21 protein-coding genes and 2 riboswitches are annotated in these 22401 nt (G+C 70.3%); of the genes, 14 read left to right on the forward strand and 7 right to left on the reverse strand.

Features of this window, described 5'->3' with window-relative positions; all coding sequences use genetic code 11:
* The first annotated feature begins 89 nt into the window (after positions 1-89).
* Complete coding sequence (locus tag JOL79_RS20125; RefSeq protein ID WP_210157411.1) at positions 90-1238, forward strand: UDP-N-acetylglucosamine--N-acetylmuramyl-(pentapeptide) pyrophosphoryl-undecaprenol N-acetylglucosamine transferase; 1149 nt, start codon at positions 90-92, stop codon at positions 1236-1238.
* A gap of 79 nt (positions 1239-1317) precedes the next feature.
* Here JOL79_RS20125 and JOL79_RS20130 read toward each other — a convergent pair whose 3' ends face one another.
* On the reverse strand, positions 1318-2325 hold the full coding sequence (locus JOL79_RS20130; RefSeq protein ID WP_210157412.1) for a zinc-dependent alcohol dehydrogenase family protein: 1008 nt from the start codon (positions 2323-2325) through the stop codon (positions 1318-1320).
* Between the two features lie 119 nt (positions 2326-2444).
* Between JOL79_RS20130 and JOL79_RS20135 the strand changes: the two genes are divergently transcribed.
* Positions 2445-3014, forward strand: coding sequence for a CGNR zinc finger domain-containing protein (locus JOL79_RS20135; protein WP_210157413.1), 570 nt, complete (start codon positions 2445-2447; stop codon positions 3012-3014).
* A gap of 27 nt (positions 3015-3041) precedes the next feature.
* Here JOL79_RS20135 and JOL79_RS35515 read toward each other — a convergent pair whose 3' ends face one another.
* From JOL79_RS35515 to JOL79_RS20150, 4 genes are all read right to left on the reverse strand, one after another.
* A complete protein-coding gene (locus JOL79_RS35515) occupies positions 3042-3776 on the reverse strand; it encodes a GNAT family N-acetyltransferase (protein WP_210157414.1) in 735 nt (244 codons plus the stop codon).
* A 63-nt stretch (positions 3777-3839) separates the two neighbouring features.
* Positions 3840-4682, reverse strand: coding sequence for a GNAT family N-acetyltransferase (locus JOL79_RS20145; RefSeq protein ID WP_210157415.1), 843 nt, complete (start codon positions 4680-4682; stop codon positions 3840-3842).
* A 12-nt stretch (positions 4683-4694) separates the two neighbouring features.
* Positions 4695-4886, reverse strand: coding sequence for an SbtR family transcriptional regulator (locus JOL79_RS35820; RefSeq protein WP_372446796.1), 192 nt, complete (start codon positions 4884-4886; stop codon positions 4695-4697).
* Between the two features lie 160 nt (positions 4887-5046).
* Entirely contained in the window at positions 5047-5706 is a 660-nt protein-coding gene (locus tag JOL79_RS20150) for a TetR/AcrR family transcriptional regulator (protein WP_307848632.1), read from the reverse strand.
* Positions 5707-5895: 189 nt separating this feature from the next.
* On the opposite strand from JOL79_RS20150, the gene JOL79_RS20155 reads away from it, so the two are divergent.
* Entirely contained in the window at positions 5896-7413 is a 1518-nt protein-coding gene (locus JOL79_RS20155) for an MFS transporter (RefSeq protein ID WP_210157417.1), read from the forward strand.
* On the opposite strand, the gene JOL79_RS20160 is transcribed toward JOL79_RS20155, so the two are convergent.
* Positions 7324-8577, reverse strand: a complete 1254-nt coding sequence (locus JOL79_RS20160) for an MFS transporter (protein ID WP_210157418.1) — start codon at positions 8575-8577, stop codon at positions 7324-7326. The two genes, JOL79_RS20155 and JOL79_RS20160, sit on opposite strands and share 90 nt — an antisense overlap.
* Positions 8578-8662: 85 nt before the next feature.
* Here JOL79_RS20160 and JOL79_RS20165 point away from each other — a divergent pair, with 85 nt between their 5' ends.
* Positions 8663-8983 (forward strand): ArsR/SmtB family transcription factor, encoded by a 321-nt coding sequence (locus JOL79_RS20165; protein WP_210157419.1) that lies wholly within the window; start codon positions 8663-8665, stop codon positions 8981-8983.
* Positions 8984-9013: 30 nt separating this feature from the next.
* Here the strand turns inward: JOL79_RS20165 and JOL79_RS20170 are convergent, their stop codons facing one another.
* Positions 9014-9904 carry an AraC family transcriptional regulator gene (locus JOL79_RS20170; protein ID WP_210157420.1) on the reverse strand — a complete coding sequence of 297 codons (891 nt, stop codon included), beginning with the start codon at positions 9902-9904 and terminating at the stop codon, positions 9014-9016.
* Positions 9905-10051: 147 nt separating this feature from the next.
* On the opposite strand from JOL79_RS20170, the gene JOL79_RS20175 reads away from it, so the two are divergent.
* The 10 genes from JOL79_RS20175 (at position 10052) to JOL79_RS20220 (ending at position 22312) form a co-directional block, all read left to right on the forward strand.
* The gene (locus tag JOL79_RS20175; RefSeq protein WP_210157421.1) at positions 10052-11071 is read left to right on the forward strand and encodes an aldo/keto reductase; all 1020 of its coding nucleotides are present in this window, start codon (positions 10052-10054) and stop codon (positions 11069-11071) included.
* A 34-nt stretch (positions 11072-11105) separates the two neighbouring features.
* Positions 11106-11948: an MBL fold metallo-hydrolase gene (locus tag JOL79_RS20180; RefSeq protein ID WP_210157422.1), complete on the forward strand. Its 843-nt coding sequence runs from the start codon at positions 11106-11108 to the stop codon at positions 11946-11948.
* A 56-nt stretch (positions 11949-12004) separates the two neighbouring features.
* Positions 12005-12129: riboswitch (cobalamin riboswitch) on the forward strand.
* A gap of 113 nt (positions 12130-12242) precedes the next feature.
* A complete protein-coding gene (locus JOL79_RS20185) occupies positions 12243-13460 on the forward strand; it encodes an ABC transporter substrate-binding protein (RefSeq protein ID WP_210157423.1) in 1218 nt (405 codons plus the stop codon).
* A complete protein-coding gene (locus JOL79_RS20190; RefSeq protein ID WP_307848633.1) occupies positions 13457-14533 on the forward strand; it encodes an iron chelate uptake ABC transporter family permease subunit in 1077 nt (358 codons plus the stop codon). Before JOL79_RS20185 ends, JOL79_RS20190 begins: the two co-directional genes overlap by 4 nt.
* A gap of 2 nt (positions 14534-14535) precedes the next feature.
* Complete coding sequence (locus JOL79_RS20195; RefSeq protein WP_210157424.1) at positions 14536-16233, forward strand: ABC transporter ATP-binding protein; 1698 nt, start codon at positions 14536-14538, stop codon at positions 16231-16233.
* A gap of 74 nt (positions 16234-16307) precedes the next feature.
* Positions 16308-16534: riboswitch (cobalamin riboswitch) on the forward strand.
* A 131-nt stretch (positions 16535-16665) separates the two neighbouring features.
* On the forward strand, positions 16666-19095 hold the full coding sequence (locus JOL79_RS20200) for a ribonucleoside-diphosphate reductase subunit alpha (RefSeq protein ID WP_307848634.1): 2430 nt from the start codon (positions 16666-16668) through the stop codon (positions 19093-19095).
* 64 nt (positions 19096-19159) lie between these two features.
* Positions 19160-20179: a ribonucleotide-diphosphate reductase subunit beta gene (locus JOL79_RS20205; RefSeq protein WP_230985132.1), complete on the forward strand. Its 1020-nt coding sequence runs from the start codon at positions 19160-19162 to the stop codon at positions 20177-20179.
* 80 nt (positions 20180-20259) lie between these two features.
* The gene (locus JOL79_RS20210) at positions 20260-20673 is read left to right on the forward strand and encodes a DUF6153 family protein (RefSeq protein ID WP_210157425.1); all 414 of its coding nucleotides are present in this window, start codon (positions 20260-20262) and stop codon (positions 20671-20673) included.
* Between the two features lie 205 nt (positions 20674-20878).
* Positions 20879-21376, forward strand: a complete 498-nt coding sequence (locus JOL79_RS20215) for a DUF305 domain-containing protein (protein ID WP_504739996.1) — start codon at positions 20879-20881, stop codon at positions 21374-21376.
* 174 nt (positions 21377-21550) lie between these two features.
* A complete protein-coding gene (locus JOL79_RS20220) occupies positions 21551-22312 on the forward strand; it encodes a globin domain-containing protein (protein WP_210157427.1) in 762 nt (253 codons plus the stop codon).
* Positions 22313-22401 lie beyond the last annotated feature (89 nt).

Genomic DNA, 22401 nt, shown 5'->3' on the forward strand with positions numbered 1-22401 from the left:
CGATCAACACCCCGAAACGATCCGCCGGGCCGGCGCTCGCTTCGGCCGTGCCGTACGACAAGGCCGTACAACAAGGAGGAGACGACCGCATGAGAGCCGCGCGGAAGATCCGGATGCTCGTCACCGGGGGCGGGACCGGCGGGCACACCTACCCCGCGCTCACGACCCTCACGGCCGTACGGCAGCACGCCGCCGCACAGGGCCGCGATGTGGACGTGCTGTGGGTGGGCACGGCGGACGGGCTGGAAGCACGTATCGCCGCGGAGCAGCACATCCCGTTCAAGGCGATCAGCGCGGGCAAGGTCAGACGATCACCCAACCTGCGTGAGCTCGGCCGGAACGTGATCGATCTTTTCAAGATCCCGATCGGCGTTCTGCAGGCGGCCGGCATAGCCGCCCGCTACCGGCCGGATGTGGTGTTGTCGACGGGAGGGTATGTCTGCGTGCCCCTCGGCCTCGCCGCTCGCCTTCTCGGCCGCCCGCTGGTCATGCACGAGCAGATCACCTCACTCGGCCTCGCCAACCGCATCCTGGCCAGGGTCGCCACGACGGTCGCGCTCACCCACCCGACCTCCATCGACCATCTCCCTCAGCGGGTGCGCGCACGGGCCGTGGTCACGGGCAACCCCATCCGTCCCCAGCTCCTGTACGGAAACCCGGTCCGGGCGCACGAGCGGTACGGCCTGGCCCCGGATCTGCCGCTCGTCTACGTGACGGGCGGCGCCCAGGGCAGCCGGCAGATCAACACCCTGATCGAGCGGATCCTGCCCACATTGCTCACCCGTGCCCAGGTGCTCCACCAGTGCGGCCGGGACTGGATCGGCCACCTCGGCGAGGTCGCCGCCGATCTCCCCGCCGAGATCGGCGCGCGTTACCACCCCACGGCGTACGTCGGCGAGGAGCTTGCTGACGTGTATGCCGCCGCGGACGTCGTCGTCTCCCGCAGTGGCGCGGGAACCGTGGCCGAGCTGGTCGCGGTCGGAAAACCGTCCGTGCTCATTCCACTCGTCCCCGCCGCCGGGGACGAGCAGCGCGACAGCGCCCGCTACCTTGTCGGCGCCGGGGCCGCTCGCGCCCTGCTGGAACCCGACCCGACCCCTCAGCAACTCCTCGCCGAACTCGACGAGCTTCTCCTCGACGCGGGCCTCCGAGCGCGCATGACCAAAGCCGCCAGAGCCCTCGGCCGGCCCGATGCCGCCGACGCGCTCGCCCAGGTGATCCTCGACCAGGCGAAGTAGACACCATGCACGTACTCATCGGAGTCCTCGGCGCGACCATGCCGGGCGGGAGCCGTTCGCCTGGACTGGTTGTGCGGGGTCAGCTTCGATCGCGCGGCACAAAAAGGATCTTGCCGGAGCGCTCGGCCTTGGCTGCGTGGGCCAGGGCGGCGCGGTGGTCTTCCAGGGGATATGTGGCCTCGACCGGCGCCGTAAGCACGCCCTGCTCGACCAGGTCGGCCAACTCGGTGTACACGATCTCCAGTTCCTTGCGCGGGGTGTCGCGAATCCAGTTGAGGATGAAGAAGGCACGCAGGACGATGCCGCGGTAGATCAGGTCACCCACGGGGACGGAGGGCGCCTGTCCGGTGGCCGCCGCGAAGGTGACCACCGTGCCGCCGTCCTCCAGCGACCGCACCAGTGCGGCGGTCTGCTCAGGGTCGGTGGTGCCTTCCAGCGCCAGCCGCAACCGCTCGCCTCCCAATGCGGCGGAGATGCGCTCGCCCAGGTCGGCACCGTCGACGACGACGGCGTCCGCGCCGAGGGCGCGGACCTGCTCGGCTGCCGACTCCCGCCTCACAACGGCCAGGGTCCTGATCCCGGCCCGCTTGGCGAGGGCGATGACGTAGTTGCCGACCGCGGAGTTGGCCAGGTTCAGGCCGATCCAGTCGCCGGGCCGCAGCGTCGCGTAGTCGTGGAGCAGCGCGTAGGCCGTCGCGGGATTGACGGGCAGCATCGCGAGCTGCAAGGCATCCGCCTGGTTCGTGACGGGGAGTGGGACGACGGTGCTTGCCGGAACCACGACCTGGTCGGTCCACGTGCCCTGGACGAAGGTGGGCAGGATGAGGACACGTCGGCCGACCAGCGTCTGGTCCACGTCTTCGCCGGCCCGAATGACGCGCCCGACGCCCTCGGCGCCCAGGGGTTGCGGCAGCCGCGGTTGGGCGGAGAACCAGCCCATGGTGAACAACAGGTCCGCGTTGTTGACAGGCGCCGCGTCCACTTCGACCAGCACGTCGCCCGGGGCGAGGTGCAGGTCCGGGTTTTCGGCGAGGGTGACGGTGTCCTGGAGATCGCCGCCGACGGCGGTGAGAACGAGCCGGCTCATAACGGTAGCCCTTCACTCAGGTAATGGTCTTTGCTGTTTTGGCGATGTCGGTTCTAGCACGACCCTCCGGGGCGTGTAAAGGTCTTCCGCGAACGACCATGTCGCTCTATGCTGGGGGCATGGCCAGCCAGGAGACGACGGACGCGGTGCAGCGGCAGGTACCCGCTCTCGCGGACGCGGTCGTGGAACTGGTGAACTCACGTCCGCACGCCACTCCGCCGACTCCGGACACGCTCGCGGACCCCGAGATCGCAGAACGGATATTGCGCCCGTTCCGTGGACCGGATCAGCCCGCCCTGTCGCAGGGCGACATCGCCCAGCTGCGCGACCTGCGGGACAGCTTGGTCGATGTCGTCTCCCAGCCCGGCACCGAAGCGGCGCAGGAGGCGTGGGCCGGAGTGAACCAGTCGGCCGCCACGTCGGCGTTCCGACACGTCTTCGACGGCGACGGGCGCGTCGCCCTGCTGCAGGTGTCCGGTCCGTCGGTCGTGGGCGCCGTCATCCGCGCCGTCGCGGAACTGGTCGCGCAGGGACAGTTCTCACGTGTCCGCATCTGCGCCAACGCGGAGTGCTCGCACGCTTTCTACGACACCACGCGTAGTCGCACCCAGCGGTGGCACTCCTACGAGGTGTGCGGGAATCGGGCCAACGTGGCCGCGTACCGGGCACGGGCCCGACGCTCGACGTGAGACCGCGTCAGGCGGCGCACGGAAGTTTCAGAACGACATCAGGTCGAAGGCGTCCACGGTGCGGAAGCCGATGCCGCGGTAGACCGATTCGCCGGCGGCGGTCGAGGTGAGGGCGGCCGTGCGTACGCCCCGCTCGCGGGCCAGATCGAGGGCGGCCCTGGTCATGGCGGTGCCGATGCCACGCCGGCGATGTTCGGGCTGGGTGCCGATGAAGTACAGCGTGAGCAGGTCATGGCTGAGCCACGCGACGGCCGTGCCGGCGATCTGACCGTCGTCGAGGCGGCCGGCCAGCCTGATCACCGTACCGTCGCCGGAGAATGCCCTTTCCCGCTCGATCGCCCGGGCCACGCCGTCCGGACTGATTCCGGACACCCGGCCGTAGGCGGGGACGAATTCGACCAGGTCGGTGGTCTCTGTGATGTGCAACCCGGGCGGCGTGGGCGCGGAGGCCGCCTTGTCGATCGCCACGGTCATGATCGGCATGCGGGCGAGCCGGACAGCGCCGCGAGACAGCAGTGCGTCCGCGGTGCCGGCGTCGCTGTCCGGGCCGACCCACCAGATTCGGGGTACGCCGTCGAGACGGTGGCGGGCCTCGGCGAGCGCCTCCTGCGGGGCGCGCCCGCTCACGCGCAGCACGCCGTTGAGCGGCGCGTGTGGCACCTCGCTGCGGTAGATCGGCAAGTCGCGGCTCGCGGGGGCCCCGATGTTCCAGCCGAGGAGGTACGCGCGGTGCGCCGCGAGCGATCTTTCAAGCGATTCCACCAGGACGACGTTAGCCGGAGGCGTAGCAGGGCATGAGTCGGGGCCCGTCGGCGTACACCCAGGTCAGACCTGCACTATCCGGTAGTCCGAGACCGGTTGGTAGCCGATGCGCTGATAGAGCCTGTTGCTCGTGGGGTTCGACACATCGGTGAAGAGGAGTACGTGTGCCGCGCCGCTCTCCTGCGCGGCCCTGGACACGGCCATGGTGACAGCGGCGCCGTAGCCCTGCCCACGGTGGTCGGGCGAGGTGTAGACGGGCGTGATGCGCGCCATGCCTGCCACGGCGGGGGTGGTGGCGGCCATGGCGACCACTTCGCCCCCGACCTCCCACAGTCGCCACCCGTGCCGAGCTATCCGCTCGTCGATGAACGTGTCGAGGTCCACCCCCAGAGGGCCGGCTTCCGCGATGAAGCTCGTGCACCAGGCGTGCAGAAGGTCCCGATCTCCGGCGGTCGCCACGCGGGACTTGCCCGGAACTGCGAGGCTCGGAGATACGACCTGTTCCAGACGGTACAGGCGAAGGTGAAGTCTGCTCTCCAGGGTTGACCCTGTGGCCGTCTTCCATGCCTGCGAGAAGAGGCCGATCGTCGCGTCGTCGGCCATCAGCCCTCTGAAGGGGTGGTCACCGGCGGAGAGCAACTGGGCCAGGTCCGTACACGCGGCGCCGGAAAGGCGACTGGCCGCCAGTATGTGTGGCGGCATCCACACGAAAGCGGCTGTCGTACGGTTCTCCCCTTGGTCTCGCCACCATCCCAGAACCGCAGGCGGCATCGCGCTGCCGGAGCGAAGGCGCTCAATCGTGTCGAGTCCGGACAGCAGCATGGTGTGCAGGTCAGGACGCGACGCGACGAACGCTCCCGCCTCGGCATGGAAAACGTCAGGTCTGTCCGTGATGTGCCAAGCCATGGATCAGGTCTCCTAGTTACGCGACTTCTGGCGCTGTGGTTGTGTGCGGAGTCCGTCCAGTATGAGCGCGAGCATGCGTGGGGATCGGTCTTCGGGTCTGGAGGCGGCACGCCAGAGAGCGCCGGTGAGCTGGAGGAAGTCGCCGGGGTGGGCGTCCACGCGGATGCTGCCGTCCTGCTTGCCGGCGTCGAGGAGCTCCGTGATGGCGGCGACGACCGGCCCACCGCGTTATGCGGAGAACTCTCCAGATACTTTAGAGGGGCATCATGCGCTCCATCAAACGTGGCACCACCGGCCTCGACCAGATCGACGACGCGGTGGCATCGCCGGATGTCGAGCTGACGGAGGACCCGGCGTGCCGTGCTCAGCCGCCCGCGCCAGGAGGAGCCGGCGGGGCGGCGTGGGGGAGCAGCCCGTCGACGAACGCGCGGAGCCCCTGGCAGTAGGTGTCTCGTGCCGCCAGTGCGGGCCATCTGTCGCCGATGGCGGCCAGGTGCGGCACCTGGGAGGCGTCGAGGCCGCCGAAGAACGCGCCGCGGTCAGCCGGGTGCTCGTCGCCGGCCCGACGGCGGGCGGAGTGGGCGCGGACGAGGATCTCGCCGACGGTGTAGTACCAGATGCCGCGGAAGACGTCGACGGCCTGTGCCTGTGTGCATCCGTGGTCGTGGGCCCCGGCCACGATGGCCTCGACCATCCACAGCGCCGATTCGTCGAGGAGGCCGACGAAACCGTCCACGGTCAGGACCTCCGCGGCCCACGGCCAGAACGCGAGGGCGTCGTGGAGCGCGGTGGCGGCGGCGACGACGCGATCCCGTGGCTCGCTGGGCAGCTGGGGGCGTTCGAGCTGTTCGACGTAATTGTTCAGCAGGAGGACCAGTAGGTCGTCCTTGTCCCGGATGTGGTGATAGAGGGTCGTCGCCCCGACGCCGAGCTCGGTGGCTAGCCGGCGGATGGTCAGCTTCTCCCAGCCGTCCCGGTCGATGAGCCTGCGGGCCGCCGCCACTATCTCCGTACGGGAGGTCACGCGCGGCCTGCCGGTGCGACCGTGTGACCCGGGCGGTGCGGGAGATCGGGGCATTGCCTCATCATGCCCGTTCTCCGTCCTCTGCCGTGAAAGCGGCGCCCGATCCGCCCTTACGTATTTCCCGGTGGCGGCTGCGATGCTACTTTCGGAACATGTTCCGAAAATCGATGGAGGGGGACGGAGCCCGCGATGACACATAACTCGGACGCCCGCCCGGGGCGCACCCTCGCCGCGGTGGCCGTCGTGCAGTTCATGGTGTCGCTGGACCTGTCGGTGGTGAACGTCGGACTTCCGCGGATCGCCGTCGGCCTCGGCTTCAGCGCGATGGGCCTGACCTGGGTGATCCATGCCTACGCGCTCACCTTCGGTGGGCTGCTCCTGCTGGGCGGCAAGGCCGCCGACCGGTACGGCCGCAGGCGGGTTCTGCTTCTCGGGCTCGGCGTGTTCGGGCTCGCCTCTCTCGCCGGCGGCTTCGCCCAGGTGCCCGGCCATCTGGTCGCCGCCCGCGCCGTACAGGGCATCGGGGCCGCCGCGGTGGCTCCGGCCGCCCTGGCGCTGCTGACCACGATGTTCCCCACGGGCAGGGCCCGCGTGCGCGCCTTTGGCGTGTGGAGCGCGATGAACGCCGCCGGGGGCGCCCTCGGCGTCCTGACCGGTGGCCTGCTCACCGAGTACGCCGGATGGCGCTGGGTGATGTTCGTCAACGTGCCGATGGCCGTCTGTGCCCTGGCCCTGACCTGGCGCGGCGTCGCCGCGGACCCGCCGGCCGCCCCCGGCGGGCGGCCGGACGTGCTCGGCGCCCTCCTGGCCACGGCGGGCATGACGCTGCTGGTGTTCGGCGTCGTCCGCACCGACCGCTACGCGTGGACCTCGCCCGTCACCGTGACGACCCTGGCGGTCGCCGCCGCGCTGCTGGCCGCGTTCGTCTACGTCGAGCAGACCACCGGCCGTGCACCACTGATCAGGCTGGGCCTGTTCGCCAACCGCTCGGTGGCCGGCGCGAACGCCTACAACCTCCTGGTCGGCGCGGCCATGGCCTCGGCCTTCTACTTCGTGTCCCTCTACCTGCAACGGGTCCTCGGAACGGGACCGGCGCTGACCGGGGTCATGTTCGTGCCGTTCGCGCTCGGCGTGGTCGGAGGCTCCGTGCTCGCCGTCAAGCTTGGCTACCGTCTCGCGCCGCGGACTCTTCTCGTCGCCGGAGGGCTGCTCACCGCGACAGGCTTCGCGTGGTTCGGCCTGGTCAGTCCCGACGGCGCCTTCGCCACCGACATCCTGGGGCCCTCGATCGTCGCCAGCGTCGGCTTCGGACTCTGCCTGGGACCGGTGGTCTCCACCGCCACCGCAGGCGTCGCGCCCCACGAGACCGGCACCGCCTCCGGCCTGCTCAACAGCTCGCGGCAGATCGGCGCTTCACTCGGACTCGCGGCGCTCGGCACCGTCGCGAACAACCGCACCGGACCGGCCACGACGCCCGAGGCGCTCAACGACGGGTACGCGCTCGGGCTGGCGGTGAGCGCCGCGCTTCTGCTCGTCGCCGTGCTCATCGCCCTCACCGTCCTGCGCCGGACCAGCCCATGCGTTGCCCCGGCGAGCAGCGGACCGGTCCGGCGGCAGTCACAAAGCGGCCAGCCGGTGCCGGCCCCGCGCCTCGTAGACGAGGGTGCCGGCGGCCACGAGGGCGACCACGGCACCGTAGACCAGTGAGGTTCCCCGCAGGCCCTGCGTCGTGATGGCCACCCCGGCGATCAAGGCGGGGATACTGAAGGCCAGGTAGCTGAGCACGTAGATCGCCGAGATCAGCGCGGCTCGCTCATGCGGCTCCGCGAGCTGGCTGAGCGTACGGAAGGCACCCAGGTAGGCCGGACCCCATCCGACACCCGCGATGACCGCCGCCGCGACGAAGACCCACAGCGAAGACGACGCCACGGCGACGACAAGCAGGATCGTTCCGACGAGGAGCAGCAGCGTGCCCTCTCGCTGCATCCGCTCCGGTGCGTGCCGTCTGAGCAGGACGGACGCCGCCGCGGAGGCTACGGCGAGCGCGCCGAGCATGAGGCCGACCGCCGCGTGGTTGAGCTCGCCGAACACCGCGGTGAGCAGGGAGCCCCCAAGGGAGAAGATCAGCCCGCCGAGCATCCAGGTGGAGATCAGGACCGGGGCCGCGCGCAGGAACGCGCGCTTGGCCGCCGGGGGAACCTGCACCTGCGGGCGCAGCGCGGCGGCGGCGCCGGGGGTCCGTGCGACGGTTTCGGGGAGCACCGCCGTCGCGACGGCGAGAGCGACGAACGCCGCGGTGAGGACCGCGAAGATCAGCCGGGTCGGTTGCGGCGCATATTGGATCATGACGCCGCTCGCGATCGTACCGAGGCCCAGGCCGCCGGTGGCGGCCACGCCGTTGACGAGCGATCCCAGCCGCGAGCCGTCGGACGGTTGCAGGTCGAGCAGGTACGCTCCGAGCACGCCGACGGCGGCGCCGGTCGCCAGGCCCTGGACGACGCGGGCGGCGAACAGGGCGGCGACGCCGTGCGCGTCGAGGAAGACGGCCATCGCGGCGGCTTCGGTGACGAGCGCCGCGGCGAGGACCGGGCGGCGGCCGAGGAAGTCGGAGAGCCGTCCCACGGTGAGCAGGCTGACCAGCAGTGCGAGCACGTACACCGAGAAGATCGCCGTGAGCGTGAGGGCGTTGAAGCCGAACTCGGCCTGGTACACCGGGTAGAGGGGGCTCGGCGCGCTCGACGCGGCCAGCAGGATGGCGGTGGTGCCCGCCACCAGCCAGAAGGCCGCGGCGCGCGGCAGCACCACGAGGCCGCGGCGTCGAGGAATGGGGGTGTCGAGAGCGGGCGGTGATTCCTGCCGCAGACTTGTCATGGTCGCTCCAACCGGCCTACCGTTCGAGTTGTATCGAACCGTTGCAACCAGACCGTACTGTCGATAGTTCCAAAAAGGTCGAACTGTGAGCGACGCCACAACGCGCAGGCTCCCCCACCCGGAGCTGGAAGACGTCGAGCTTCCCGCTGTCCTGTTCGCACTCAGCGACCCGATCCGGCTCGACCTCGTGCGGCAGCTCGCGACGCAAGGGTCGCTGACTGTGGCGCAGTGCCAGGCGACGGAGCCCGGTATGCCCAAGTCGACCTTCTCGTATCACCTGAAGACGTTGCGCGAAGCCGGCCTCATCCGCAACGAGCCCGCCGGTCGTCAGCGGACCGTCACGTTGCGCAAGGAAGAGGTCGACAAACGCTTTCCGGCGCTGCTCGACGCGGTCCTGTCGTCGTAGCCGAAGCGCGTCCGCTCCAGCCGCGAGGCGTCACGGGACGGCCTGAGGCCGGGCCGACGGCCGTCCGGTCTCGCGGCCGGGGGAGGTGCCGAACGTCTTGCGATACTCGCGGCTGAACTGCGACGGGCTCTCGTAGCCGACGAAGTAGCCGATCTCGGCCACGCTCTCGGACTGGGTCATGAGAAGGGTACGAGCGGCCTGCAGGCGGATCTGCTTCTGGAACTGGATCGGCGTCATCGAGGTCGCCGACCGGAAGTAGCGGTGGAAGGACGACTCGCTCATGCCGGCCAGCGCGGCCAGTTGCCCCACGCGGATCGGCTCGCGGTAGTGGTCGCGGATCCACTGGATCGCCCGTGAGACGTGCGTGAGGTTGCCGCCGGTCAGGCCGATCTGCCGCACGAGCGCGCCCTGCTCGCCGGTGATGAGCCGCCACAGGACCTCCCGCCGGTAGCCGGGTGCGAGTACGCGCATGTCATCCGGACGGTCGACGGTCTCCAGCAGCCGGACGACGGGATCGAGCAACTCGGGTGTCGCGTCACTGATCGCCAGCCCGGTGAACGCCGGTGGCTTCAACGCCGTCGCCTCCAGCAGCAGCGGCGCGATGTCGGCGGGCCGCAGCCGGATGCTGACGACGACGAACGGCTCCTCGGGGCTCGCCCGCAGCGCCTGTCCGACCGCGGGGAGGTCGAGCGAGGCGACCAGGTACTGCCCGGCGCGGTAGTCGTAGGGGACACCGTTCAGGATGAGGCGCTTCATACCCAGCGCCACGATCGCGACCGAGGGCTTCAGCATCGCCGCCTCAGGTGGCGTCGGCTGATCCACCCGCCCGACGGTCACCCCCTCCATGATCGTTTTGACGGCGTGAGGACCACCGCCCGCGTGCCGGACGATCAGCCTCCGCAACCTGTCGAGGAGGTCCATGTGCTCCAGCCAACCACAACGTCACGTCTGCCCGGCGGCCGGAACATCGACAGGATCAGGCAAGACGGCGAGAGGATCGCGCTCGGTGCGCCGCCGGCGTGGGTGCTGGGATGAAGAGGACAGCACAGAAAGGGAAGGCATCCACCAATGCGACGCAGAATCCTGGGCACCACCGGCATATCCGTGAGCGAGCTCGCGCTCGGCGCGATGATGTTCGGCAGCATGGGCAACACGGACCACGAGGACTCGGTCCGGGTCATCCACCGTGCGCTCGACGCCGGCATCAATCTCATCGACACCGCGGACGTCTACTCCCGCGGAGAGGGCGAGGAGATCGTCGGCAAGGCGATCAAGGGTCGCCGTGACGACATCGTCCTCGCCAGCAAGTTCGGACTGCCGATGAGCGACGACCCCAACTGCCGCGGCGGATCACGCCGGTGGATCACCCGCGCCGTCGAGGACAGCCTGCGCCGGTTGGACACCGACTACATCGACCTCTATCAGATGCACCGGCCCGACCACGAGACCGACGTGGCCGAGACCCTGGCCGCCCTCACCGATCTGGTGCGGGCCGGGAAGATCCGGGCATTCGGCTCGTCCATGTTCGCCGCGGAACTCATCACCGAGGCGCAGTGGACGGCCGAGCGTCACACGACCTACCGGTTCCAGACCGAGCAGCGGATGTACTCCATCTTCACGCGCCAGGCGGAGGCCGCGGTGTTCCCGACCGCGCAGCGGCACGGCATGGGCGTGCTCACGTTCAGCCCGCTCAACGGCGGCTGGCTCTCCGGCCGTGCCGACGTTTCGTCCGGCCACCGCGCCTCCGTCCAGCCGTCCATGTACGACCCGACCACGCCGACCGGCGGGACGAAGGCCGCGGCGGTCGCCCGCCTGACCGAGCTCGTGGGCGAGATGGGGATCACGCTCCCGCAGCTCGCCATCGCGTTCGCCCGGAGCCACCCGGCGGTCACGGCCGTGCTGATCGGTCCCCGCACCGCCGAGCAGCTCGACGGGCTCCTGTCCGGCGCGGACGTCGATCTGACCGACGACGTCCTCGACCGCATCGACGCGATCGTGCCGCCGGGCACCGACCTGAACCCCGGCGACAACTACGGCGCCACTCCGCCGGCCCTGCTGGATGCCCGGCTTCGCCGGCGCGGGGCGTAGGCGCACTCGGCCTTCGATCGATCGGGGAACGGCTATGGCAGACCTGAATTATTCCGTGTACGTCGCGCCGTCGAAGCCGGTGGTGTCCGACGACCTTCCCCCGGGCGAGGCCCGCCGGATGTGGTCGCCCACCGCGTCGACCCTCATCTACGGCGAGCGGGACGCGATCCTCGTGGACCCCCTCATGACCGTCGAGGAGTCGCGCGCGCTGGCGACCTGGGTGGCCGGCACCGGCAAGAACGTGACCGCCGTCTTCGTCACCCATGCGCACGGCGACCATTTCTTCGGCGCCCCGGCGGTGCTCGAACGCTTCCCGGACGCCGAACTCGTGGCCACGCCCGGCGTCGTGGCCCACATGGACGCCCAGTGGAATTCGCGCTGGTTCGGCGGATTCTGGAATCCGCGCTTTCCCGGCCAGATCTCGGGCGTACGGCCGGCCGTGCGGCCGCTGTCCGACGGCGTGCTCGAACTCGAGGGAGAGCGTCTGCGGGCGATCGAGCTGGGCCACGCCGACACCGACGGTTCAAGCGCGCTGCACGTCCCCTCCATCGGACTGGTCGTCGCCGGTGACGCCGTGTACGGGGACGTCCACCTGTATCTCGCCGAGTCGGGGGGAAACGGCCGGCAGGCATGGCTCGACGCCCTCGACGTCGTCGAAGCGCTCAGGCCCGGCGCCGTCGTCGCCGGTCACAAGCGCGACGGCGATCCCGACAGCCCGGGGGACATCGACAGGACCCGCCGCTACATCCACGACTTCGCCGCGGCGGCCGAGCAGGCGGGCAGCCACTCGGACCTCTACGAGGCCATGGTCGCGCTCTACCCGGACCGGCTGAACCGCGGTGTGCTGTGGAACTCCGCGAAGGCCGTCATGTCCTGACCCGCCGGAGGATGGCGGGGGCGGTATGCGACCATGTTCGTGAAGGCGACGGCGGCGAGGAAGCCGGTGTGAATCCGGCGTGGTCCCGCCACTGTGATCGGTGAGCGAACCCCGACGACGCCACTGCCCGTACGCGGGTGGGAAGGCGGGGGTGAGCGTCGACCCGAGAGCCAGGAGACTCACGCGGTCGCCTCCTCGATGGAATTGAGACGGATCTCGTGGTGATCCGGCTCTCGCTCGCCGCGTCGCGCTGTCGCGGAACGGCGGTCGCGGCCCGTTCACAGGAGACCACCGATGGGTATCCCCCGCCCGCTCGGCGGCGCGCTGTTCGCCGTCCTACCCGCGATTCTGCTCACCACCGCCGCCTGCGGCGGCGGCGGACCGTCCGCGTCGTTCGCGACGGGAGCTCCGGCGGCCGAGGGCCGCTGCGTCACCAACTACGACGCGAACACGGACTACTTCCCGGTCAAGCAGACCCTGAGGCACGCCACCAACTTCACCCTGACGTACGCGAAGAACTACCAGGTCGTCACGGTCAAGCAGCCTGCTCCGGGGGCCAGGCCGGAGACGTACGTGCTGGTGCGCTGCGGCACCCCCGCCCCCAAGCCGACCGGCGAACTCGCGGGCGCGGTGACGATCGAGACGCCCATCCAGTCGCTCTACTCCGCCTCGACCACGCATCTGCCGTTGATGAGCGAGCTGGGTGTGCTCGACCGGCTCAAGGGCGTCGCCACGGCCCAGTACGTCAGCTCCCCCGAGGTGCTGGAACGGGTGAAGTCGGGCGCGGTCACCGAATACGCCTCCGGGCAGGAGATCGACACCGAGAAGGTGATCGGCGCCAGGCCCGACGTGCTGATGACCGAGGGCAATGAGAACGCGGCGTACGGGCCGCTCCGGCAGGCGGGGATCAAGGTCGTCGCCAACGCCGAGTGGCTGGAGCCGACCGCGCTGGGGCGGGCCGAGTGGATCAGGCTGATGGCCGCGCTCACCGGCACCGAGGCCAGGGCGAACGAGGTGTTCGGCACGATCGAGTCCGACTACGCGGCGCTGGCGGCCAAAGTGAAGACGGCCACGCCGGTCACCGTGCTGCCCGGCGAGATGTACCAGGGCCAGTGGTTCGTGCCCAAGGGCGGCAGCTACGTGGCCGGGATGCTCAAGGACGCGGGCGGGACCTACCCGTGGGCGGACACCTCCGGTTCGGGCACCATGACGCTCGACCTCGAGGCCGTGCTGGCCAAGGCCAGGAACGCGCAGGTCTGGCTGGCCACGGCCTACGACTGGAAGACCCTGGCGGATGTGGTGAAGGCCGACTCCCGCTACGCCGAGTTCTCCGCGTACAAGAAGGGCGAGGTGTGGTCGGCCAACAAGGCCCTGAGCCCGGGCGGCGGCAACGACTTCGGGGAGCGCGGCGTCGCCCGGCCCGACCTGGTCCTGGGTGATCTGGTGGCCATCCTGCACCCGGAGCTCGCTCCCGGCCACGAGTTCGCGTTCTACCAGAAGATGACCAAGTGACCGTGGCGGCACTGACGGCCGCTCCGGCGGCTTCCCGCCGCCGGGCGGTGGTGCTGTCGATCCTGGCGCTGGCCGTGCCGGTCGCGTTCGCGCTGGCCGTCACGCTCGGTTCCACCTCGATACCGCTGTCGCGGGCGCTGCCCGCGCTGCTGCGCGACGGCTCGGCCGACCCCGCCGTCCGCGAGATCATCTGGACGGTACGGCTACCGCGCGCGATCACCGCCGCGCTGGCCGGGGCCGCCCTCGGCGCGGCCGGGGTGCAGATGCAGACGTTGTTCCGCAACCCGCTGGCCGAGCCGTACATCCTCGGCGTGAGCTCCGGGGCCAGCCTGGGCGTCGCCACCGTCATCATCGGCTGGGGCGGGGCGGCGGGCACGTTCAGCGTGGGCGTGGGCGGGCTCGGCCGCGCCGGGGTCGTGGTGGCCGCGTCCGCCGGGGCGGCGGCCGTGCTCGCCCTCGTGCTCGCGCTGTCGCGGCGGGTGCGGTCGGTGGTCACGCTGCTGATCGTCGGAGTGATGGTGGGCTCGGCCACCACCTCGATGGTCACGCTGCTGCTGACCTACACCGACCCGCAGCGCGCGCAGCAGTTCCTCACTTGGGGTCTGGGCAGCTTCGCCGCCACCACGTGGGCCGATCTGGCGCTGTTCGCCCCGGTCTGCCTGGCCGGGCTGGCGGCGGCGCTCGCCGGGGTGAAGCCGCTCAACGCGCTGCTTCTCGGGGAGAGCTACGCCCGCACCATGGGGGTGCGGGTGCGGCTGACCCGGACGCTCACCCTGCTGGTGTCATCGGTGCTGGCCGGCGCGGTGACCGCGTTCTGCGGGCCGGTCGCCTTCCTCGGCTTGGCCGTGCCGCACGTGGCCCGGCTGTCGCTGGGCACCGCCGACCATCGGCTGCTCATGCCCGGTGTGACGTTGCTCGGCGCCACGACGGCACTGCTGTGCTGCGTGGCCGCCCAGGTGCCGGGCGGTGGGGTGGTGCTCCCGGTCAACGCGGTGACCACCGTCGTCGGCGCCCCCGTGGCCATCGCCGTACTGCTGCGCAGCCGCGCGGTCAGGACCGGGGCGGCGGTGTGAGCATGGACGACCGAGGTCTGCGCCTGGACGGCGTGTGCGCCGGATATCCCGGGCGGCGTGGGCACGCGCCACGACGGGTGCTGGACGGCCTGGCCGCGACCGCCGCGTCGGGTGAGCTCACGGTGTTGATCGGCCCTAACGGCACCGGCAAGTCGACCCTGCTGCGGACCATGGCCGGGCTGCAGCCCGCTCTCGGCGGGCGGGTCCTCGTCGACGGCGGCGCCGTGGAAGCGATACCGGCGCCCGAGCTGGCCCGGCGGCTCGCCGTCGTGCTGACCGAGCGAGACGTGCCCGCCCTGCTGACCGCGCGTGAGCTGGCCGCGCTGGGACGGCACCCGCACACCGGGTTCACCGGACGCCTCTCGGCCGCCGACCACGACGTCGTGGCCTGGGCGCTCGAGGCGGTCCACGCCGCCCACCTGGCCGATCGCCCGGTCACGGAGCTGTCGGACGGCGAGCGCCAGCGGGTGCTGGTCGCCCGCGCCCTGGCGCAGGAGCCGTCGGCGATCCTGCTGGACGAGCCGACCGCGTTTCTCGACGTCACCTCCCGGGTGGCGCTGATGGGACTGCTGCGTCGCCTCGCCCGCGACCGGGGTCTCGCCGTCGTGGTGTCGACGCACGATCTGGAGCTGGCGCTGCGCGTCGCCGACCGGCTCTGGCTGCTGACTCCCGGCGGTCTGTTGCACACCGGCACACCGGAGGAACTCACCGTCGCGGGACTGATCGGCGCCGCCTTCGACGGGGACGAACTCTCCTTCGACCCCGCCTCCGGCGTCTTCGTGCTCCGGGAGGGCGACGCGGGGCGCCTGCGGGTGACCGCTGGCGACAACCACACCCCGCTGCTGGAACGGGCGCTGGCCAGAGAGGGATGGCGTACGTCCCGCCGCGGCGGCGAGGACGGCGGGGAACCCGCCGACCTGGCGGTACGGCAGGCCGGCGACGGATACGTGGCGGCCTTCGACGGCGACGTCATCCCTTTCGCCACGCTGCCCGAACTGGCCGCCTGGAGCCGCCGGGCGGCGGACACGCTGAGGGAGACGCCGCCGGCGCTGCTGCCCGCCACTCCGGCGGCCGTGTCGGACGCGGTCGCCGGCGTCTCCACCCTCGGCGGCCGCTTCGCACTTGAGATCGACCAGCTCGGGGAGGGGTGGCGGCCGCTCGCCGACCTGTTCGCCGATCCCGGCGTCCTGGCTGAAGTGATCGACGCCGTCGCAGGCCGCCTGGGCGCGGCCGAGCGTGAGGCGTCCGCCACGATCCTGTTCCAGGAGATCGCCGCCCGGCTGTGGGCGCCGTCGATCGGCGCCGTGATCGCCCACGACGTGCTCGTCGACCTGGATCCCCGGCGGGTCCACTGGCGGGCCGTGACCGGCGAACCGCTGCCGCTGCGCGCCGCCGACCTGGACGGATGGCGGATCCGCGACCCGGCGCGGATCGCCGGGCACCTGCACCGCACCGTGGTGACCGAGTTGCTCGAACCGCTCGCCGCCACCGTCCAGGGGGCCGTGCGGATCTCAGCCGACCCGCTGTGGGGCGACGCGGCCTCCGCGCTGACGGGGACCGTCCGCGCCCTCGCACGGGTGCGGCCCCAGCTCACCGACGCGGCCGTCGCGCTCGGCCGCGAACTGCTGGCCATGCCCCCGCTGCGAGGCACGGGAGAGCCGGCGGAACCGGTGCCAGGCCCGCTCCACACCGGCTCCTGAAAGATCTTGAGCGGTGACGGGAGTTGCCACAGTGACGCGACATGTTGGGTGTGACTTTTCTTAGCCCCCTATATATGGTGTTCGCTGCAGCTGGTTCGGCCGTCCATCCAGGGTGGCCGAGGCAAGAGGGAACCCGGTGTGAGTCCGGGACTGCCCCGCAGCGGTGAGTGGGAACGACCGTTGTCACACGCACTGGATCCGGCCCATACGGGCGACCCGGGAAGCGACAACCAGTAGGCAACGCGGCAGCCGGCCGCACCGCCCACGAGTCCGAAGACCTGCCAGCGTGCCGCGTACCGGGTGATTGCGTACGCGGCCGGTCGGAAGCCGCGCGGGACGGCTGATGGCTCCGGCGCGCCGCTTTCGCGTGTCCGCCGGAACCTCCTGCGCGCTGCCTCCGACCTTGGGGACCGAGTTCACGAGGAGAGAGCTGTGACGGTCACAGGGGTGTCGCCGGTGGATGCCGAGCGGCAGGGGTCCATGCCGCGACGTGCGCAGATGCACGTACGCAAGCGCAACGGGGCGAGCGAGCCGGTCGACGTCAACAAGATCGTCCGGGCGGTGGAGCGCTGGGCGGACGATCTCGCCGACGTGGACCCGCTCCGCGTGGCGACCAAGACGATCAGCGGCCTGTACGACGGGGCGACCACCGCCGAGCTGGACCGGCTGTCGATCCAGACGGCGGCAGAGATGATCGGCGAGGAGCCGCAGTACTCACGGCTGGCCGCCAGGCTGCTGGCCGGGTACATCGACAAGGAGGTCCGCGGCCAGGGAGTGGCGTCGTTCAGCCAGGCGATCCGGCTCGGGCACGAGCAGGGGCTGATCGGCGACGCCACGGCCGACTTCGTGATCGCGAACGCCCGCAAGCTCGACGACGCGATCGACCCGAGAGGCGACCTGCGGTTCGAATACTTCGGTCTGCGCACGGTGTACGACCGTTACCTGCTGCGCCATCCCTCGACCCGGCTGGTGGTGGAGACTCCGCAGTACTGGCTGCTGCGCGTGGCGTGCGGCCTTGCGACGACGCCGGCGGAGGCGATCGAGTTCTACCGCCTCATGTCGTCGCTGGCCTACCTGCCCAGCTCGCCGACGCTGTTCAACTCCGGGACGCGCCACACCCAGATGTCCTCCTGCTACCTGGTCGACTCTCCCCGCGACGAGCTGGGCTCGATCTATGAGCGGTACGCGCAGGTGGCGCAGCTGTCGAAGTTCGCCGGGGGGATCGGCATCTCCTGGTCGCGCGTTCGTTCGCGGGGGGCGCTCATCCGGGGCACCAACGGTCACTCCAACGGCATCGTGCCGTGGCTGCGCACCCTCGACGCGTCGGTGGCCGCCGTCAACCAGGGCGGCAGGCGCAAGGGCGCCGCCTGCGTCTACCTGGAGACCTGGCACCCCGATGTCGAGGAGTTCCTCGAACTGCGCGACAACACCGGCGAGGACGCCCGCCGCACCCACAACCTCAACCTCGCCAACTGGATCCCGGACGAGTTCATGCGCCGGGTCGAAGCCGACGCGATGTGGTCGCTGTTCGACCCGGACGAGGTCCCCGAGCTGCCCGACCTGTGGGGAGAGGACTTCGACGCCGCCTACCGCGCGGCCGAGGCCGCCGGCCGGTACGTCCGGCAGGTCAGGGCCAGGGACCTGTACGGCAAGATGATGCGCACGCTGGCCCAGACGGGCAACGGCTGGATGGCCTTCAAGGACGCGTCCAACCGGCTGTGCAACCAGACGGCCGAGCCCGGCAACGTGGTGCACCTGTCCAATCTCTGCACGGAGATCATCGAGGTGTCCGGCGACACGGAGACCGCCGTCTGCAACCTCGGCTCGGTCAACCTCGCCGCGCACCTGGCCGGAAGCGGGATCGACTGGGAGCGGCTGCGCGCCACCGTACGCGTCGCGGTCACCTTCCTGGACCGCGTGATCGACATCAACTACTACCCGAGCCCGCAGGCCGCGGCGAGCAACCCCCGCTGGCGTCCGGTCGGCCTCGGCATGATGGGCCTGCAGGACGTTTTCTTCAGCCTGCGGATGCCGTTCGACTCCCCCCAGGCGAGGGAACTGTCCACCCGTATCGCCGAGGAGATCTATCTGACGGCGCTGGAGACCTCGGCCGACCTGGCCGCGCAGGCGGGCTCGCATCCGGCCTTCCCGCAGACCCGGGCCGCCCGCGGACTCCTGCAGCCCGACCTGTGGGAGGTCGCCGGCGCCCAGGACGCGCGCTGGGCGGCGCTGCGTGAGCGGGTCGCCGAGCACGGGCTGCGCAACTCGCTGCTCATCGCGATCGCGCCCACCGCGACCATCGCGTCCATCGCCGGGTGCTACGAGTGCATCGAGCCGCAGGTGTCCAACCTCTTCAAGCGGGAGACCCTCAGCGGCGAGTTCCTCCAGATCAACAGCGCGCTGGTGGCGGAGCTGAAGGCGCGGGGCCTGTGGACCGAAGAGATCAGGACCGCCGTCAAGCGGGCGGAGGGCTCGGTCCAGGGGATCGACGAACTACCGGCTGAGCTGCGCGAACTGTTCCGCACCGCCTGGGAGCTGCCCCAGCGAGCACTGATCGACATGGCCGCCGCGCGGGCGCCGTACATCGACCAGAGCCAGTCGCTCAACCTGTTCATGGGCGCCCCGACGATCGACAAGCTCTCCTCGATGTACCTGTACGCCTGGAAGAGCGGCCTGAAGACCACCTACTACCTGCGATCGCGTCCGGCCACCCGGATCCAGCAGGCGACGGTGTCCCTCGCGTCGTCTCTCCCATCGCAGCAGGCGCGGCCGGAGCGAACGGCCTCCGCGAACGCGGAGATGACCGCCGAGGCGCTCGCCTGCTCCCTGGAGAACCCGGAGTCGTGCGAAGCGTGCCAGTGAGCACGTCCCCCGCAAATCCACACGTCTCCCGGAATTTCCCGGAATCACGCGAAAGGCGAGAGCCATGACCACCGACCCCGAGACCCCGATGCTGCTCGACCCGGGAATGAACCTCACCCTGAGGCCGATGCGCTACCCGCGCTTCTTCGACCGCTACCGCGACGCGATCAAGAACACCTGGACGGTGGAGGAGGTGGACCTGCACTCCGACCTCAAGGATCTCGGCCGGCTCTCCCCCGCGGAACGGCACCTGGTCAGCCGCCTGGTCGCCTTCTTCGCCACCGGCGACACGATCGTGGCCAACAACCTGGTGCTCAACCTCTACCAGCACATCAACGCACCCGAGGCCCGCCTCTACCTGTCCCGGCAGCTGTTCGAGGAGGCCGTCCACGTCCAGTTCTACTTGAACCTGCTGGACACGTACGTACCCGACGAGGAGGAGCGGTTCGCCGCGTTCGCGGCGATCGAGAACATCCCGTCGATCCGCCGCAAGGCCGACTTCTGCTTCCGCTGGATCGACTCGATTTTCGAGCTGCGCGAGCTGCGGACCAGGGAGGACCGCCGGGCCTTCCTGCTCAACCTGATCTGCTTCGCCGCGTGCATCGAGGGGCTGTTCTTCTACGGCGCCTTCGCCTACGTGTACTTCCTGCGCTCGCGCGGCCTGCTCAACGGGCTCGCCTCGGGCACCAACTGGGTGTTCCGCGACGAGTCCATGCACATGGCCTTCGCCTTCGACGTGGTGGAGACGGTCCGCCAGGAGGAGCCGGGACTGTTCGACGAGGAGATGGCCGACCAGGTCCGCGAGATGCTCGCCGAGGCGGTGGAGTGCGAGGTGCGGTTCGCGGAGGACCTGCTCGGCGGCGGCGTGCCCGGCATGTCCATCGCCGACATGCGGACCTACCTGGAGCACGTCGCCGACCGCCGGCTGGCCCAGCTCGACATCCCGCCGCTGTACGGCGCGAAGAACCCGTTCGCGTTCATGGAGTTGCAGGACGTCCAGGAGCTCTCGAACTTCTTCGAACGGCGGGTGTCGGCGTACCAGGTGGGCGTGACCGGCACGGTCACCTTCGACGCCGACTTCTGACCCGGCGCCGGCGCTCATCCAACGTGCCCGACCGGTGCTCGGCGGAGGGGGCGTAGGGGGCCGTCGGTAGTGTGTTGACTGTGACTACGGGCAGTGCGGCGCGCGGGGCGGCCCCCTTGAGCGGGCTGTTGCTGCTTGCCGCCGTGCTGTGCGGGCTGTTCGCCATGCACGGCGTGCAGCCCTCACCCGGTCCTGTCGCGGCTCCGAGCGTCCTGACCGTGGACCCCGGTCACGCCGTCGGAGCGGCCATGCCGATGGCGTCCGGCGACGGGCACGGTGACGGCCGGAGTCTTCCCCATGACGGGCACGGCGGCGGCCAGGTCTGTCTCGCCCTCCTTCTGGCCGGATCGGCCCTGCTCCTCCTCCTCGTCGTGACGGCCGCGGGCTTCGCCGTGCCGTCGGCCCGGCCGTTCCTCAGGGCGTTCCTCCCGCGTGGGCCCACCGCCCGTCCCCGAGGGCCGACCCTCGCGCGACTCTGTGTGATCCGGGTGTAGAAGGCGCACTCGGCGGTCTCTCCGACTGTCGAGCCAGAGCCGACTGTTCCCAATCCGACACGGAGAGTGTTCGTTCATGAAGCGCGTTGTCATTCCTACGGCCCTGCTGGCCGGTGCCGGTCTCCTGATCGGCGGGTGCGGCCCGGCCGACACCGCCGCCCACGACATGTCGTCCGCGACGTCGATATCCGCGTCGATGCCCGCGATGGCGGCGGGGTCGCAGGCTCCTGCCACGAGCCCGGCCGCGGACCACAATGAGCAGGACGTCATGTTCGCGGAGATGATGATCCCGCACCACCGCCAGGCGGTGGAGATGGCGAAGCCGGCCGAGGACCGGGCCGGTAGCAGCCAGGTCAGAGAACTGGCCGCAAAGATCGAGGCCGCCCAGACTCCGGAGATCCAGACCATGAGCGGCTGGCTGACCGGTTGGGGGCTGAAAGCGCCCGGCGAGGGCGCCATGCCGATGGATCACGGCATGCCGGGCATGATGTCCGCCTCGGACATGAAGAAGCTCGAACGTCTCTCCGGAGCAGCCTTCGACAAGGCGTTCCTGACAATGATGATCCGGCACCACGAGGGCGCCATCGCCATGGCCAAGGAGGAGCAGGCCAATGGTGCCTATGAGCCGGCCAGGCGGATGGCGGCCTCGATTGTCTCCAGCCAGTCCGCCGAGATCCGCACGATGAAGGAACTTCTCAAGTAGGGATCCGGCGGGTGGGCGGCATCTGGCGGTCCGCCGTCCACCCGCCGAGGCCGGCCAGCTCCGAGAGCCCGTCGTACCGGAAAGATCGGTCAGAGCTTGATTACTTGATTACAAGAGTGCACCATGTCTGTGCCCGCGTGAGACTGTCCGCCGACCCCGTGGAGTTGGTCGCTTGTGATCGTTGAGTACATCCGCTACCGCATTCCGGTCAACCGCGGCGAGGACTTCGAGGCGGCCTATCGCCGGGCCGCCGACTGCCTGTCACGTGCCCCGCAGTGCGTGGATTATGAGCTGGCCCGCAGTGCGGAACAGCCCGATTCCTACATCCTGCGCATCACCTGGACATCGGCGCAGGATCATATGGAGGGATTCCGGCGCAGTGAGCTGTTCCGGGAGTTCTTCGCGGCGATCCGTCCGTTCGTGCCCGACATCGAGGAGATGAGCCACTACGAACGCACATCGGTGCGCGGCGCGGGCGGTTCGGTTCCTTCGCTGTACGACTGGCTCGGCGGCACGGAGGCGTTGGAACGGCTCACGGAGCGGTTCTACGATCTCGTCGCGGACGATGAGCTGATCGGGCCCCTCTTCAAGGGCATGGATCCTGACCACCCGCGTTATGTGGCGATGTGGCTGGCGGAGGTGTTCGGAGGGCCGGCCAGATATACCGACGAGCGGGGCGGCTATCCCCACATGCTCTCCATGCACCTCGGCAGGGCCATCACGGAACCCATGCGGCGCCGTTGGGTCAGCCTGCTGCTCGACGCGGCCGACGATGTCGAACTGCCCGCCGACCCGGAGTTCCGCGCCGCGTTCGTGGGCTACATCGAGTGGGGGACGCGTCTCGCGCTCGGGAATTCGCAACCCGGCGCGGCGGTCATGCAGGAGGCTCCCGTACCGCGGTGGGGGTGGGGCGTGGCCCCTCCGTACACCGGCTGAGCGCGCCGCAAGCGGTCCATGCGTATCCCGCCGGCGGGTCTTGTTCCAGCCCGGACGGCTGGAGGTCGGACAGGGCGCGCGGAGAAGGC

The organism is Microbispora oryzae (genome assembly GCF_017896165.1).
Lineage (GTDB): Bacteria > Actinomycetota > Actinomycetes > Streptosporangiales > Streptosporangiaceae > Microbispora > Microbispora oryzae.

Excerpts from the sequence above, each read along its gene's own strand:
- JOL79_RS20215 (WP_504739996.1), top strand. The coding sequence starts at position 20,879 with ATGGCGGCGGGGTCGCAGGCTCCTGCCACGAGCCCGGCCGCGGACCAC.
- JOL79_RS20135 (WP_210157413.1), top strand. The coding sequence starts at position 2,445 with ATGGCCAGCCAGGAGACGACGGACGCGGTGCAGCGGCAGGTACCCGCT.
- JOL79_RS20145 (WP_210157415.1), bottom strand. The coding sequence starts at position 4,682 with ATGGCTTGGCACATCACGGACAGACCTGACGTTTTCCATGCCGAGGCG.
- JOL79_RS20125 (WP_210157411.1), top strand. The coding sequence starts at position 90 with ATGAGAGCCGCGCGGAAGATCCGGATGCTCGTCACCGGGGGCGGGACC.
- JOL79_RS20185 (WP_210157423.1), top strand. The coding sequence starts at position 12,243 with ATGGGTATCCCCCGCCCGCTCGGCGGCGCGCTGTTCGCCGTCCTACCC.
- JOL79_RS20170 (WP_210157420.1), bottom strand. The coding sequence starts at position 9,904 with ATGGACCTCCTCGACAGGTTGCGGAGGCTGATCGTCCGGCACGCGGGC.
- JOL79_RS20130 (WP_210157412.1), bottom strand. The coding sequence starts at position 2,325 with ATGAGCCGGCTCGTTCTCACCGCCGTCGGCGGCGATCTCCAGGACACC.
- JOL79_RS20155 (WP_210157417.1), top strand. The coding sequence starts at position 5,896 with ATGACACATAACTCGGACGCCCGCCCGGGGCGCACCCTCGCCGCGGTG.
- JOL79_RS20205 (WP_230985132.1), top strand. The coding sequence starts at position 19,160 with ATGACCACCGACCCCGAGACCCCGATGCTGCTCGACCCGGGAATGAAC.
- JOL79_RS20180 (WP_210157422.1), top strand. The coding sequence starts at position 11,106 with ATGGCAGACCTGAATTATTCCGTGTACGTCGCGCCGTCGAAGCCGGTG.
- JOL79_RS20160 (WP_210157418.1), bottom strand. The coding sequence starts at position 8,577 with ATGACAAGTCTGCGGCAGGAATCACCGCCCGCTCTCGACACCCCCATT.
- JOL79_RS20175 (WP_210157421.1), top strand. The coding sequence starts at position 10,052 with ATGCGACGCAGAATCCTGGGCACCACCGGCATATCCGTGAGCGAGCTC.
- JOL79_RS20195 (WP_210157424.1), top strand. The coding sequence starts at position 14,536 with ATGGACGACCGAGGTCTGCGCCTGGACGGCGTGTGCGCCGGATATCCC.